This is a genomic window from Streptomyces sp. NPDC088197 (genome assembly GCF_044741185.1).
Classification (GTDB): Bacteria; Actinomycetota; Actinomycetes; order Streptomycetales; family Streptomycetaceae; genus Actinacidiphila.
This window is the reverse complement of the sequence record NZ_JBIUSD010000001.1, coordinates 373797-386923: the sequence shown is the minus strand read 5'-3', so window position 1 is coordinate 386923 and position 13127 is coordinate 373797. Positions and strand designations below refer to the sequence as shown.

Annotated in this window: 17 protein-coding genes, 1 tRNA gene and 1 pseudogene; 7 read left to right on the top strand and 12 right to left on the bottom strand. The window is 71.8% G+C overall.

The genetic code is table 11. From position 1 onward, the window contains the following. Positions 1 to 81: 81 nt before the first annotated feature. Positions 82 to 1221, top strand: a complete 1140-nt coding sequence (locus ACIOC1_RS01780) for a Fic family protein (protein ID WP_401851123.1) — start codon at positions 82 to 84, stop codon at positions 1219 to 1221. Here the strand turns inward: ACIOC1_RS01780 and ACIOC1_RS01775 are convergent. The 4 genes and pseudogenes from ACIOC1_RS01775 to ACIOC1_RS01760 all read right to left on the bottom strand — a co-directional run. Further along, positions 1196 to 1804: a histone deacetylase gene (locus ACIOC1_RS01775; protein WP_401851120.1), complete on the bottom strand. Its 609-nt coding sequence runs from the start codon at positions 1802 to 1804 to the stop codon at positions 1196 to 1198. The two genes, ACIOC1_RS01780 and ACIOC1_RS01775, sit on opposite strands and share 26 nt — an antisense overlap. Before the next feature lie 3 nt (positions 1805 to 1807). Continuing rightward, complete coding sequence (locus ACIOC1_RS01770) at positions 1808 to 2038, bottom strand: hypothetical protein (RefSeq protein ID WP_401851117.1); 231 nt, start codon at positions 2036 to 2038, stop codon at positions 1808 to 1810. 158 nt (positions 2039 to 2196) lie between these two features. Continuing rightward, the gene (locus tag ACIOC1_RS01765) at positions 2197 to 2526 is read right to left on the bottom strand and encodes a hypothetical protein (protein WP_401851114.1); all 330 of its coding nucleotides are present in this window, start codon (positions 2524 to 2526) and stop codon (positions 2197 to 2199) included. Between the two features lie 29 nt (positions 2527 to 2555). Beyond that, positions 2556 to 2966, bottom strand: a pseudogene (locus tag ACIOC1_RS01760) (transposase); the annotation flags it as partial. A gap of 267 nt (positions 2967 to 3233) precedes the next feature. Between ACIOC1_RS01760 and ACIOC1_RS01755 the strand changes: the two are divergent. Beyond that, complete coding sequence (locus tag ACIOC1_RS01755) at positions 3234 to 3839, top strand: Uma2 family endonuclease (protein ID WP_391042308.1); 606 nt, start codon at positions 3234 to 3236, stop codon at positions 3837 to 3839. Positions 3840 to 3932: 93 nt separating this feature from the next. Here ACIOC1_RS01755 and ACIOC1_RS01750 read toward each other — a convergent pair. The 4 genes from ACIOC1_RS01750 to ACIOC1_RS01735 all read right to left on the bottom strand — a co-directional run bounded on the left by ACIOC1_RS01750 (position 3933) and on the right by ACIOC1_RS01735 (position 5640). Then, positions 3933 to 4022, bottom strand: a tRNA-Ser gene (locus ACIOC1_RS01750). A gap of 31 nt (positions 4023 to 4053) precedes the next feature. Further along, positions 4054 to 4488 (bottom strand): nucleoside deaminase, encoded by a 435-nt coding sequence (locus ACIOC1_RS01745; RefSeq protein ID WP_355336525.1) that lies wholly within the window; start codon positions 4486 to 4488, stop codon positions 4054 to 4056. Between the two features lie 32 nt (positions 4489 to 4520). After that, positions 4521 to 5060: a hypothetical protein gene (locus tag ACIOC1_RS01740; RefSeq protein ID WP_355336524.1), complete on the bottom strand. Its 540-nt coding sequence runs from the start codon at positions 5058 to 5060 to the stop codon at positions 4521 to 4523. A gap of 271 nt (positions 5061 to 5331) precedes the next feature. Beyond that, the gene (locus ACIOC1_RS01735) at positions 5332 to 5640 is read right to left on the bottom strand and encodes a hypothetical protein (protein WP_401851961.1); all 309 of its coding nucleotides are present in this window, start codon (positions 5638 to 5640) and stop codon (positions 5332 to 5334) included. A 214-nt stretch (positions 5641 to 5854) separates the two neighbouring features. Here ACIOC1_RS01735 and upp point away from each other — a divergent pair, with 214 nt between their 5' ends. Then, positions 5855 to 6490, top strand: a complete 636-nt coding sequence (upp, locus tag ACIOC1_RS01730) for a uracil phosphoribosyltransferase (protein WP_355336522.1) — start codon at positions 5855 to 5857, stop codon at positions 6488 to 6490. Between the two features lie 111 nt (positions 6491 to 6601). Here the strand turns inward: upp and ACIOC1_RS01725 are convergent, their stop codons facing one another. Continuing rightward, complete coding sequence (locus ACIOC1_RS01725) at positions 6602 to 7321, bottom strand: LytR C-terminal domain-containing protein (RefSeq protein ID WP_391042312.1); 720 nt, start codon at positions 7319 to 7321, stop codon at positions 6602 to 6604. A gap of 21 nt (positions 7322 to 7342) precedes the next feature. Next, positions 7343 to 7639, bottom strand: a complete 297-nt coding sequence (locus ACIOC1_RS01720; RefSeq protein ID WP_188284476.1) for a type II toxin-antitoxin system VapB family antitoxin — start codon at positions 7637 to 7639, stop codon at positions 7343 to 7345. A gap of 97 nt (positions 7640 to 7736) precedes the next feature. Between ACIOC1_RS01720 and ACIOC1_RS01715 the strand changes: the two genes are divergently transcribed. Further along, positions 7737 to 9485, top strand: a complete 1749-nt coding sequence (locus ACIOC1_RS01715) for a helicase HerA-like domain-containing protein (protein ID WP_401851110.1) — start codon at positions 7737 to 7739, stop codon at positions 9483 to 9485. Positions 9486 to 9515: 30 nt separating this feature from the next. On the opposite strand, the gene ACIOC1_RS01710 is transcribed toward ACIOC1_RS01715, so the two are convergent. Further along, entirely contained in the window at positions 9516 to 10037 is a 522-nt protein-coding gene (locus ACIOC1_RS01710; RefSeq protein WP_355336519.1) for a GNAT family N-acetyltransferase, read from the bottom strand. 216 nt (positions 10038 to 10253) lie between these two features. On the opposite strand from ACIOC1_RS01710, the gene ACIOC1_RS01705 reads away from it, so the two are divergent. The 3 genes from ACIOC1_RS01705 to ACIOC1_RS01695 are packed head-to-tail and all read left to right on the top strand — an operon-like array spanning position 10254 to position 11919. Next, positions 10254 to 10829: a DUF5994 family protein gene (locus ACIOC1_RS01705; RefSeq protein ID WP_401718216.1), complete on the top strand. Its 576-nt coding sequence runs from the start codon at positions 10254 to 10256 to the stop codon at positions 10827 to 10829. Beyond that, positions 10829 to 11488 (top strand): hypothetical protein, encoded by a 660-nt coding sequence (locus ACIOC1_RS01700; RefSeq protein WP_401851106.1) that lies wholly within the window; start codon positions 10829 to 10831, stop codon positions 11486 to 11488. The genes ACIOC1_RS01705 and ACIOC1_RS01700 overlap by 1 nt, the downstream gene beginning before the upstream one ends. Then, complete coding sequence (locus tag ACIOC1_RS01695; RefSeq protein WP_355336516.1) at positions 11485 to 11919, top strand: DUF5994 family protein; 435 nt, start codon at positions 11485 to 11487, stop codon at positions 11917 to 11919. The genes ACIOC1_RS01700 and ACIOC1_RS01695 overlap by 4 nt, the downstream gene beginning before the upstream one ends. A gap of 12 nt (positions 11920 to 11931) precedes the next feature. Here ACIOC1_RS01695 and ACIOC1_RS01690 read toward each other — a convergent pair whose 3' ends face one another. Then, the gene (locus tag ACIOC1_RS01690) at positions 11932 to 12993 is read right to left on the bottom strand and encodes an alpha/beta fold hydrolase (RefSeq protein WP_401851103.1); all 1062 of its coding nucleotides are present in this window, start codon (positions 12991 to 12993) and stop codon (positions 11932 to 11934) included. Positions 12994 to 13127 lie beyond the last annotated feature (134 nt).

Genomic DNA, 13127 nt, shown 5'->3' with positions numbered 1-13127 from the left:
GGCCACCCCGGCCAGCCCCGCGAGGTAGGTCGCGTTGAGAGACGGTTTGACGTATTGACGGGATGATGGTGTCATTGCGTCATGTTGTATGAAACGCCTGGCCTGGACGACGTGGATGAGCGGGTCCTCGGTGAGATCGAGGGGATGCGCGACCGGCTCCGGCTCCACCTGCGGACGCCGCGCCGTTGGGAGGGGCAGCTCCGCCGCAATCTGACAGCGCGGGCGATCGCCGGCTCGAACACGATCGAGGGATACGCGGCGAGCGTCGCCGATGTCGAAGACATCATGCTCGGCGAGGCGCCGATCGAGGCCGACCAGACGGTCTCCGCCGAGATCGAGGGCTACCGGCAGGCCATGACGTACATCCAGCGACTGACGGACGCCGGGCCGGACTTCGCCTACGGCAAGGGTCTGCTCAACGGTCTGCACTTCATGATGCAAGGCCACCACCTGCTCAAACGTCCGGGCTGGTGGAGGTCCGGTGCGGTGTACGTGACCTCACCCGAGGACCCGACCATCGCGGCCTACACCGCGCCTGACGCCGACTCGGTGCCGGATCTCATCGCGGAACTGGTCGTCTGGCTCAACGAGGGCGACCTGGAAGCGCCCGCTCTGGTGCGAGCCGCGATGGCGCACCTCAATCTCGTCGCGATCCACCCCTGGACGGACGGAAACGGCCGGATGTCCCGCGCGCTCCAGACCTTGGTCCTGGCGCGGGAAGGGATCGTCGCGCCGGAGTTCTCCAGTATTGAGGAGTGGCTGGGCCGGGCCCGCAACACCTATCGCTACTACGACGTACTGGCGGAGGTCGGCGGCCCGGTCTGGACGCCGGACCGGGACACCCGCGCCTGGGTCCGGTTCTGCCTGCGCGCCCACCATCAACAGGCCCAGGCCGTACAGCGGCAGGTCGAGACCACCCGCACGGTGTGGTCCGCGCTTGAGGAGGCCGTCGAGCGACAAGGGCTGCCCGAGCGCACGCTGTACGCCCTGTACCCGGCCCTGATGGGAAACCGGGTCCGGCGGGCGACGTACCAGGCGGACGCGGAGTTGAGCGAGCAGCAGGCCCAACGTGACATCCGTGAACTCGTCAGGGCGGGATGGCTGTCGGCCCACGGTGAAGCGCAGGGGCGCTACTACGCACAGGGCCCCGGGGTGCCGGAGGAGATCGTTCGCGGAGTACGTGATCCGCGACCGCTCATCGAGCCGTACTCCGCGACGTGAGGCCCGCGAGGTAGGTCGTGATCGCTTCGGGGGGCCAGGTGTGGGCTTCGCGGAGGCCCGCGGCGAGGTGGGCGAGGTAGGCGGGGGACGGGGGGACCGACCGGGCGTCGGGGGCGTGCCAGGGGGCGGTGAAGGTGAGGAGGGGGTGGGTTTCGAGGTCGCCGAGGTGGAGGAGGGTTTCGTAGCGGCCGGGGCCGAGGCGGTCGCGGCCCTCGGCGAGGACCCGGGTGAGGTCGAGGTCGTGGCCGGGGGCGGCGTACATCTCCTGGGCGGCGATGTCCGAGAACTGACCGAGGGTCAGGAGGTGGGCGCGGGCCCAGGCGCGGCCGGGGGCCAGCGGGTCGTAGAAGGCGCGTCCGCCGTGCCAGACCGGCGACCAGGTGGCGAAGTACACCGTCCCCGGCAGCTCGATCCCCACCGAGCGCTCCGGCATCCGCGGGTCGCGGCAACCGGGATATGTACGCCCGCCGCCGTCCGCGGTGTCCTGGGCCGTGCCGCCCGTCAGGTAGCAACGCAGGCGCGCCAGCGACATGTTGGAGCCGTACGACACGTACCAGACCAGGCGCTCCGACGTGGCGGGCATCGGTTACGGGCGGGGGGTCGTCGGTTCGGTCGCGGGCAGGCCGCGCGGGAGGACGTCGGGGAAGAGGCCGAACCGCGGTTCGCCGTCGCCGGGTTCGAGGGCCTGGGGATTGCGCCGGTGCGGGCGCGAGGCGCGGGCCGCGTCACCCGGCACCGCGAGGAATTCGTCGTGCGTCGACCCCGCCGGCCACCGCGGCGCGCCTTCGCCGGTCGTGGCGTTCACGGGGGAGGGCATGGCTCCGATTCTACCGGGGGAGCGGGTCGGGTTTATTGAGTAACCGCTGGTCACTGAAGAGGTGAGGCTTGGGAGCAGTGATGTCCCAGCTTCCTAATGCTGTTGTCGATGACTCCGTTCGCGGAAACGGGTTCCGACTCAATCGCTGCGCGCGGAGCTCAGCAGTGGTCCTCGACGTAGAGCATGCGGCGTCCCGGCTCGGCGCGGAACTCGTGAGCCAGGTAGCGGCCGGTCGACCATGTTCCGCCGGGGCCCATGTACTCGTCTTTGATCCGGTCCCAGAGCAGGGGACGTTCGGCCGCCGTCGTGAGCCGGGGGCTCATACCGCCCATGTCTCCCCAGAGGACAAGTGTGGTGGCGTCCTTGACCAGCCGACGGACGATGCGCAGGTCAAGCCGCTTGCGATGAAGAATCCAGCTCGTCCCTTCGTCGTCAAGGAGGGGCAGGGGTCCGCTCAGACTGTCGGGGCTGGCGGAAAAAGACTGCATACGTCGATTCTTCCATGCGCCTTCACCGCGGCGACGTCGGCGAAGGCCGCCAAGGCGTCTGGGGAGTCGAACCTGTCCAGGCTGCCACCGACGGCGGCGAGGAACTCGGCTCCGAGAGTCGTGCCGATGCCCGGGACGCTCAGCACGATGTCAGCGAGCTCGTGCTCGCGAAACCGGTCCTCGATGAGCTTGTCCAGCTCGACAACATGCTCGTTGAGGGCCATCGCCAGCCGAGTGACCCCGGCACGGCGGATCGCATGCGGAGTCTGGCAGCCCGTCAGCAGCCTGAGTGGACCGGTGTTGGCCGTGTCCAGGGCCCTCTCCAGGGCCGGGAACATGGACAGCGGGGTGCCGCGCAGGCGGTTGACCACGCGGGTGAGGACCTCCTGGCCGTGGCTGACCAGCAGCGCCAGCAGCAGCGCGGGCTCACCGCCGGTCACCCCTGGGCGACCCAACCCTACGAATGGCTCGATCAACCCGATCAAGAAGGTAGAGCCGTTTGGGGGGCGACAGGCGCGCGGCGCGGCTTGGGAGCCATGCGCTCATGGATCGTCGTTCTTCGGCCGGTCCCGGAACGCCGCAGGCCGGGGCAAGTCCGCCTTGGCGATGGCCGCGGGGGCATGCAGACTCGCAGGAGCAACCGCGTCAGTCGGTTGCAGGCGCTTCACTGGCTCGGGTGCCGGTTGAACCCACCGTACGGAGGAGTCGTGACCGAAGCAGCGGACCCGCAGGTCTACGCACGTATGCGGAAGATCGCGGAGGAGCTCTGGCCGCTGGCGGACCGCATGCAAGGTGCCTGGGCGATCGAGATCGGAGCTGCCGGGGTCGTCGTGATGATGAGCCCGGTCAACCGCCACGAGGCCATCGCCACCCGCGTCGTCCGCCAGTTGAACGCTCAGCTCCCGGCCACGCATCCGGACCGTGACATCGTCGCCCAGTCAGGTGCCGAAGTGGAGCACCCGGCGGTGGGGCGGATGCGCCGACCGGACGCCGTCGTCCTCCCGCTCGACATCCTGGAAGAGCCGAAACCGACAGTCGACCCCGCTGACCTGCTCGCGGTGGTCGAGGTGGTCTCCGAGTCCAACCCGGACAACGACTACGTCGAGAAGGCCGCCGACTACCCCGCGATGGGCATCCCGCTCTACCTGCTCATCGACCCTCGCAAGGGTCTCGTCTTCACCTACGCCGATCCCGCCCCCGGCTCCAGCGGCCCGCACTACTCCACCGTGCTCCCCTACGTCTTCGGCGACCAGGTCCCCTTCGGCCCCTGGACCATCGACACCAGCGACTTCAAGCGCTACGACGACGAGTAACGGCCACGAAGGGTTCCCCGGCGAACGGCCCTCCGACGAACACGTTGAGGGGCCCGACCGCAGTGCGGTCGGGCCCCTCAACTTCGCTGTTCATGGCGGTAGCGGTGGGATTTGAACCCACGGAGGAGTTGCCCCCTCACACGCTTTCGAGGCGTGCTCCTTAGGCCGCTCGGACACGCTACCGAGAGAGATCCTAGCCCACGCGGGGGGGTGGTCAGAAATCGGTTGTACGGAAGAAGCGGGTGAGGAGGGCGGCGGAGGGGGTGGGGAGGACGTCGGGGATGACTTCGGGGCGGTGGTTGAGGCGGCGGTCGCGGACGACGTCCCAGAGGGAACCGGCGGCGCCCGCCTTGTCGTCGGCGGCGCCGTAGACGACGCGGTCGAGCCGGGAGAGGACGATCGCGCCCGCGCACATGGTGCACGGTTCGAGGGTGACCGCGAGGGTGCAGCCGGTCAGGCGCCAGCCGCCGACGGAGGCGGCGGCGCGGCGGATGGCGAGGACCTCGGCGTGGGCGGTCGGATCGCCGGTGGCCTCGCGCTCGTTGCGGGCACGGGACAGCACCGTGCCGTCGGGGGCCAGCACGACCGCGCCCACCGGTACGTCACCGGTGAGCGGGGCCTGTGCCGCCTCTTCAAGGGCCAGCCGCATCGCGGCGACCCAGGGGTCCTTCAGAGGGTCTGTCAGCGGACCGCCTCCAGCACGTCCCCGCACCCCAGCGCGTCGGCGATCTCGCCGAGCGCCTCACCGGTCAGCGCGCCGTCACCGCTGAGCGCCAGCAGTTCCCTGGTGCTCATGCCGAGATCCGTGAGGATGTCGGTTTCGCCGAGCGGACCGGTCGGCACGTGGTCTTCCGAGGGGCCCGCCACGGCGTCCTCGGTCTCGTCGTCCTCGCCGTCCTCGGTGCCGTCGAGGTCCACGAGTTCGTCCAGGTCCTCGGGGTCGCGGCCCAGCACTTCGTCGGTGAGCAGGATCTCCCCGTACGAACTGCGGGCGGCGGCAGCCGCGTCGGACACATAGATCCTGGGATCCTCTTCACCGTCCACACGGATGACGCCGAACCAGGCGTCCTCCTGTTCGATGAAGACCAGAACCGTTTCCTCCTCGTCGCCGGCCGCGCGGGCCAGATCGCTCAGATCGGCGAGGGTTTCCACATCGTCGAGATCGGGTTCGCTCGCTTGCCAACCGTCCTCGGTGCGCGCGAGCAGTGCGGCGAAGTACACCGTGACTCTCCCACAGGGTCTCAGGCCGTCCGGACCGGATGGGGGCCGCTTTCGACTTCCGTTGGCCCCACCCACTCGGCATCGTGGCAGAAACCGGGGCGTTGCGAAGGGTCTTCTGCACCGCGACGTGCCAGGTCTTCGTCACTTCTCTGGAAAGTCCGGCCATCGGGGGCCCGGAACGGTCACCCGTACGGTACTGATCCGTCACGCTGTGTACGCGGCGCGTATGCGGCGTATACGTGATCCGTACCCGGTCACGCGCCCGGCGCGGTCACCAACGGAAGGTGCGCATCCGCATTTGCTGACGGAGCCGGGCGACCCGGGCGCGTCGCGGCTGGACCCGCTCGCGCAGCTCCTTGGCCTCGTTCAGCTCCCGCAGGAACAGCGCGCGCTTGCGGCGCCGCTCGATGTCCGTGTCGCGGGCGGGGGAACGGCCGGGGGACCGGTCCGCGGACCGGTCGGCGGATCGGTCGGCAGTACGGTCCGCGGATCGGTCCTCAGATCGGTCCTCGGGGCCGGCGGGGGCGCCGTCGGAGGCGCGATCCGGAGTGCGGTCGGTGCGATCCGCGTCACGGTCGATGGCTCGGTCGGTTGCTCGCTCGGCTGCTCGGTCGGGCTCCGGCATCTCGGGCACCATCCCTGGGGCTCGCTTCACCCGGAAGGCACACCGGGCGTATCTGGCCAGTTTCCCTCGTTCGCGCCGTTTACCCCACGCCAGGCGCAGAAGGTGCGCGGAGCCGGGCTGCTCATCGCACTGGCGACGCGCCCCCCACCCGGCGGATACAGTCATATTCATGCGTCTCCATGTTGTCGACCACCCGCTGGTCGCGCACAAGCTCACCACCCTGCGCGACGAGCGCACCGACTCGCCGACGTTCCGGCGGCTCGCCGACGAGCTGGTCACCCTGCTCGCCTACGAGGCCACCCGCGACGTGCGGACCGAGCAGGTCGACATCCGCACCCCGGTCGGCCCGACCACCGGGGTCAGGCTCTCCTACCCGCGCCCCCTTGTGGTGCCGATCCTGCGCGCCGGGCTCGGCATGCTCGACGGCATGGTGCGTCTGCTGCCCACCGCCGAGGTCGGCTTCCTCGGCATGGTCCGCGACGAGGAGACGCTGGAGGCGGCGACGTACGCCACCCGTATGCCGGAGGACCTGTCGGGACGGCAGGTGTACGTGGTCGACCCGATGCTGGCGACCGGCGGCACCCTGGTGGCGGCGATCGACCTGCTGATCGACCGCGGCGCCGACGACGTCACCGCGCTGTGCCTGCTGGCCGCGCCCGAGGGCGTCGAGTCGATGGAGCGCGCCCTGGCGGGCAAGCCGGTCACCGTGGTCACGGCCGCGGTCGACGAGCGGCTGAACGAGCGCGGCTACATCGTGCCCGGCCTCGGCGACGCGGGCGACCGGATGTACGGCACGGTGAGCTGACAATCGGCCCGGCCCGACCCGGCGTGTCGCGGACGACCCGGAAGGGCTGAACGGTCCGGACAAGCGCCACCCGCGCCAAGCCACCCGCCACGGCGGCGCCCGCCACGGCGGCTAGTGCTTCGCCGGCGCGCCCGCCTTCGTCGTGGCCCCCGTCTTGCCGGGGGCGCCCCCCGACGCGCTCGGGCTCGGCGTCACGCACACCGGCTTCGGCGGCGGCGGGTTCGCCGCCACGATCCGGGCCTTCGCCACGTCGGTCGGACCGGAAAGCGCCGTGAAGGCCGTGCCGATCATCACATCGACGGTCTTGTCAGTCCGCTTGGGGTCGATCTTCACGGTCGAGCCCGCCACCTGGGTGCCCGCCGTGCGGGCCGCCGCCTCGCCCGCGGGCCCGGCGACGATCAGCGCGGACTCGCCGACCTTCTTGTCGTACGGGTCGGGCGCGTTGCCGAATTTGTTGACCTTGAAGCCGCGCTTGGCCAGCTCGTCGGCCGTGGTCTTGGCCAGACCGCCCTTGGCGGTGGCGTTGAAGACGTTCAGCGTGACGCCCGCGGGCTGCGGCAGCGGGGCCGGTTTACCCGTGGGGGCGGTGGGGGCCACGGTGACGCAGGGGCGGTTCTGCGGTGCCGCGTTCGCCTTCGTGTCGCCGTTGTCGTCCCCGCGGAAGACATGGACGAGTTGCAGCGCCCCGTAACCGAAGAGGCCGAGCACGACGACCGAGGCGAGCACGGCGGTGACGACACGGCCGCGGCGGCGCGGGCGGCGCATCCTCGGGTACTGCTTGCCGGTGACCCGGTACTTCCCGCCCATACCGGAGGGGGTCAGCATGCTCATGAGCGCAGCGTAAGCGGATTGTCAGTCCATCTCCAGGACCCGGGCATGGAGCACCTGGCGCTGCTGGAGCGCGGCGCGTACCGCCCGGTGGAGTCCGTCCTCGAGATAGAGGTCGCCCCGCCATTTCACGACATGGGCGAAGAGGTCGCCGTAAAAGGTGGAATCCTCGGCGAGAAGTGTCTCCAGGTCGAGCTGTCCCTTGGTGGTCACCAACTGGTCCAGCCGCACGGGACGTGGGGCGACGTCGGCCCACTCGCGCGTACTCACCCGGCCGTGGTCCGGGTACGGCCGCCCGTTTCCGATGCGCTTGAAGATCACACGGAAAGCCTACCGGCCCGGCTTGTCCGGGCGCAGCACCGCTGCCGGGGTGCGATGGTGGCAAAAGCCTCATCGTCGTATGAATCGGGAGCATGTGATGACCGATCCCCAGCCGAATAGTTCCGCCGGTGAGGCCGTCACGGGTGAGGCGGCCGTGACACCGGGGTCGACTCCCGCACCGTCCGGGACGACAGCCCCACCGTCCGGGCCGACTTCCGCGCCTTCCGGGCCATCAGCCGCGCCGTCCGGGTCGACTCCCGCACCGTCCGGGCCATCAGCCGCACCGTCCGGGCCGACACTGCCGTCCCCCGCCGCCGACATCGCCCGCGGCTACGCCTTCACCGGCCCCGCGCTGGACCTCGGCGCGCTGCTCTGGGAGGGCGAGTGCCACCCCGACGCGCCGGTCCGCATCCCGCTCGGCATGCTCAACCGGCACGGCCTGGTGGCGGGCGCCACCGGCACCGGCAAGACCAAGACGCTCCAGCTCATCGCGGAACAGCTCTCCGCGCAGGGCGTCCCGGTCTTCCTCGCGGACGTGAAAGGCGACATCTCCGGCGTGTCGGCGCCGGGCCAACCGGGTGAGAAGGTCCAGCGGCGGGCGGCGGAAGTCGGCCAGAACTGGACGGCCACCGGCTTCCCGGCCGAGTTCTACGCGCTGGGCGGCCTCGGCCCCGGCATCCCGGTACGGGCGACCGTCACCGCCTTCGGCCCCGTCCTGATGTCCAAGGTGCTCGGCCTGAACACCACGCAGGAGCAGTCGCTCGGCCTGATCTTCCACTACGCCGACACCAAGGGCCTCGAGCTGTACGACCTCAAGGACCTGCGGGCCGTCATCGCCTTCCTGGCCTCCGACGCGGGCAAGCCGGAGCTGAAGGAGATCGGCGGCATCTCGTCGGCGACGGCCGGGGTGCTGATGCGGACCCTGACGGCCTTCGAGGCGCAGGGCGCCGCCGCGTTCTTCGGCGAGCCGGAATTCGACACGAGCGAGCTGCTGCGTACGGCGTCCGACGGGCGCGGGCTGGTCTCCGTGCTGGAGCTGCCCGCCGTGCAGGACAAGCCGCAGCTCTTCTCGACCTTCCTGATGTGGCTGCTCGCCGACCTCTTCCAGGACCTGCCCGAGGTCGGCGACCTCGACCGGCCGAAACTGGTCTTCTTCTTCGACGAGGCGCACCTGCTCTTCAACGGCGCCTCGAAGGCGTTCCTCGACGCGATCACCCAGACCGTACGGCTGATCCGCTCCAAGGGCGTCGGCGTCTTCTTCGTCACGCAGACGCCCAAGGACGTCCCCGGCGACGTGCTCGCCCAGCTCGGCAACCGTGTCCAGCACGCCCTGCGCGCCTTCACGCCCGACGACGCCAAGGCGCTGCGCGCCACCGTCTCCACCTTCCCCAACTCCGCTTACGACCTCGGCGAGTCGCTCACCTCGCTCGGCACCGGCGAGGCCGTCGTCACCGTCCTCAGCGAGAACGGCGCGCCGACGCCGGTGGCCGCCACCCGGCTGCGCGCCCCCGAGTCGCTGATGGGTCCCGTGGACGCGGCCGTGCTCGACTCCGCCGTCAAGTCCTCGCCGCTGTACGGGCGGTACGCCGAGGCGGTCGACCGCGAGTCCGCCTACGAGAAGCTGGCCGCCGCCGAAGCGGCTTCCGCCGCGCGGGCCGAAGCCGCCGAGAGCGCGCCCAAGACCGCCCCGAAGAGCGGCCGTTCCTCCGCCAAGGGCGCCGCCGCCGACGCCGGAATCGTCGAACAGGTCGTCCACAGCGGCGCGTTCAAGTCCCTCGCCCGCTCCATGGGCACGCAGCTCGGCCGCGAGATCAGCCGCTCGCTGTTCGGCGTCCGCAAGCGGTAGCGACGCCAGGGGACATGGCGGCGGCGACGCTCACGGGCGCAGCGGGCGGCTCCATGCCTGGCGGGGGCCGTGGGTGTCGCCGAGGTAGGTCCACTCCCAGGCGCGCAGGGCGTGGACGGCGTCGGCGTCGGGCGCGGTGAGGACGGTGACGAGGGCCGCGTCGCTGCGCAGCAGGAGCTGGTCGAGCAGACCGGTCGCGATGCCCTGCCTGCGGTAGGCGGGCACGACCATCAGCTCGGCGAGCGCGAAGACCTGGCCCGAGGCGGTGAGCTCCTCGATGTCCGTGCCGTCGGGCCCCGCGCCGTCGGTGCCCGCGACCGTGAAGTCCCGCCACCAGCCGTCGGCGCGGTCGAGGACGTAGCCGTACGCGACCCCGGTCAGCCGCCGCTCGCTGGCCACGATCATGTCGAAGCCGGGCCGCTGCGTGGCCTCGGCGAAGCGCCCCAGGAAATCCTCCCGGTCGTGGAATTCCTGGCCCGGCACACCTCGGTACGCCTCGACGTAGACATCCGCGACGGCCTCGCGCTGCTGCTCCGCCTGCCATCTGGACATGCGGCGCGTGAAGACCTCGGCCACGTGTTCCCTCCCCCATCGGCCCCGTGTCCCGGCGGTCCGGAACGGTGACCTTCCATCATCGTCCCAGACACCCCGGACGGAGTAGGGTGAACGGACCGAGGGCATTCCGTACACCGGCACTCAAGTCGGCGTCGTTCGCGGTGAGCGACGGTGCCGGACCCGTTCCAGCGGGCCCGTGGACGGATTTGTTCCATGCTCTCCTCTCAGGATTCCGCACACCCCTCGGCGGTCCGTACGGCCCCGCGGCCCCCTCCCGCGCCCCCCGCGCCGCGGCTCTCGCTGTCGCCCGGCGTCAGCGCCCTGCGGATCGGTTCGGCCGAGCTGGGCCACGGACCGGGGCCGCTGGACGGCGCCTGGTGGCCCAAGTCCCGTGACCTCTCCCTCGAACTGCCGTCCCTGGTCGGCGCGTTGGACCTGTTGTGGGGACGGATCACCCGGGTCACCGTCAACCCCCTGTACTGGCCGACCGTGCCGAAGAAGGTGCCGGTCGCCGGGCACGTGGTGCATGTCGGCTGGTTCGTCGAGGAGCAGGACCCGCACAAGCTGCTGGTGCTCTCGTACCGTACGGGCCGCTGGGATCTGCTGATCGTCCCGCCGCAGACCCCGGCGGCGACGGCGGCCCGGCTGATGGCCGCGGCGGCGGACCCGGCCAATGTCCGTACCGCGAGCGAGCTGATGGCCCAGGCCGACCCCGACCGCGGCGCGGACGCCGCCTGGGAGGCCGAGGGCGGTCCCGCGGGGCTGGCCCGGCCGGAGCGGGCGGCCTGATGTCCCCGCGCGAGAACGAGTCGGGCGAGCCGCGCGCGGCCGGTGCGGGGACGGGGGCCGATCCGCGCATGGCGGGTACGGCCGGGCCGCCGCGGGGCCGTGCCGGGGCCGGGCGCGACGACGCGGGGCGGGACGCGGCGGCGGCCACCGGCTCCGGCACCGGCGGCGCGGAGCGGGCGCTGCCCGCGCCCGGCTTCGCCGAGGTCAGCATCGTGGCCGCGACCCCGGAGGCGGCCCGCAGGATCGCGCAGGTGCTGCGCTTCCGCTTCGCCGCGACCGAGCAGCCGCCCCCGGGCCGCCCGGTGGTGGACGAGGACGGCGGCACCCGGCTGCGGCTGACCGTGGACACCGTCCACTTCCCCGACGCGGGCCCCTTCCAGCTCCGCCTGGTCGGCGGCGAGGAGCGCGTACGGGACGGCACCGGGACGGCCGAGGTCACGGGCGTGACCGGCGTCACCGAGGCCGCCCAGGACCCGGACACCGCCCAGGACCCGGACGTCAGCCGAGGCACGGACGTCACCGAGGGGACCGCCGCCGCCGACGTACCGCCGCCCGTACGTCCGCCGTCGCCGCCCCGCCCGCCGCGGCCCGCCCCGAACACGCGCTTGGCACCACCCACCACCCCGGACGAACCGTCCGGAGACAGGCCGACACCATGACGATCACCACCGCGACCGAGACACCGCCGCCGCTGCCCGCCTGCGCCCTGCCGGTCTGGGACGGGCCGCCCGCCCGGCTGTCCCTGATCCACCCGGGCGGCAGCCCCGTACGGATCGACGGCGCCTGGTGGCCGCGGACCCGTGACGTGACCAAGGAACTGCCGCCGCTGCTCGCCGCGTTGAACGGCCGCTGGGGCCGGATCACCGACATCACCCTCGACGCGGCGAACTGGCTCGACGGGCCCTCCGCCCTGCTGCTCGGCGGCCACACCCTCCGTATCCACCGCTCCACCACCACCGGCCACCGCGACTCGGTGTGCCTGCTCTGCCGGGGCGTCGGCCGCTGCGACCTGCTCGTCGTCCCGCCCGAGACCCCGGAGCGCCAGGCCCGTCAGCTCCTCACCACCTCGACGGTCCCCGTACGCGGCTGACCGGGCCCGGTCCTACACCGCTCGCGCGTACCCGTCCAGCGCGTCCCGTACATGGCGGGACATCGTGGCGCTGCCCTTGTGGCCCGCGTCGTCCACGACGGTGAGGGTGGCCTGCGGCCAGGCGGCGGCGAGGTGCCAGGCGGTGTCGAGCGGCGAGCTGAGGTCGAGGCGGCCGTGGAGCAGGGTGGCGGGGATGCCCCGCAGCAGGGGCGCGTCGCGCAGGAGGGCGCCCTCTTCGAGCCAGGCGCCGTGCGAGAAGTAGCGGGCGCAGATCCGGACCATGGCGAGCCGGGCGGCGGAGGGGCGGTCGCTGTACGGGCGGGCGGAGCCGCTGGGCTCCAGGGAGAGCACCGCGTCCTCCCACGCGCACCAGTCGGCGGTGGCCCTGGTTCGTACGGCCGGATCGGGGTCCTCGGTGAGGCGCGCGTACGCGGCGACGAGCCCGCCCGCGATGCCGCCCGTCGTATCGGACGCCATGCCGGTCGCTATGCCGGTCGCTGAGCCGGACGCCGTGCCGGGCGCCGTACGTGACCCCGTGCCGTCGTACGCCGGACCGGCCGCCGCGCGGAAGGCCGCCCACTGTTCGGGGAAGAAGCGGCCGACGCCCCGGTAGAGCCAGTCGATCTCCGCTCTGCGGGTGGTCGTGACGCCGTTGATGACGATCTCCGAGACCCGTTCGGGGTGCCGCTGCGCGTACGCCAGGATCAGCGTCGAGCCCCAGGAGCCGCCCGTCAGCAGCCAGCGGTCGATGCCGAGGTGGACGCGCAGGCGTTCCATGTCGGCGATCAGGTGGTCGGTGGTGTTGTGGGTGAGGTCGGTCGCCGGGTCGCTCGCGTGCGGCGTACTGCGCCCGCAGCCGCGCTGGTCGAACAGCACCGCCCGGTACCGCTCCGGGTCGAAGTCCTGCCGGTGCGACGGCCTGCACCCCGAGCCGGGGCCGCCGTGCACGACGAGCGCCGGCTTGCCCTCGGGGTTGCCGCAGGTCTCCCAGTACACGAGGTTCCCGTCGCCGACATCGAGCATGCCCCGGTCGTACGGCTCGATCGGCGGGTGGCTCCGCTGCGTCTCGGTCATGGCGGTCCGTTCCTCTCGACGGGCGCGACGCCTCAACCGTCGAAGCGCCGGGCGGCTAATCTAACAGCGCTGTTATATCAGCCCGCGCCCCGCGCCCCCGACCCCGCCGAGCCTCTCCGGACCCCGAATCCCCG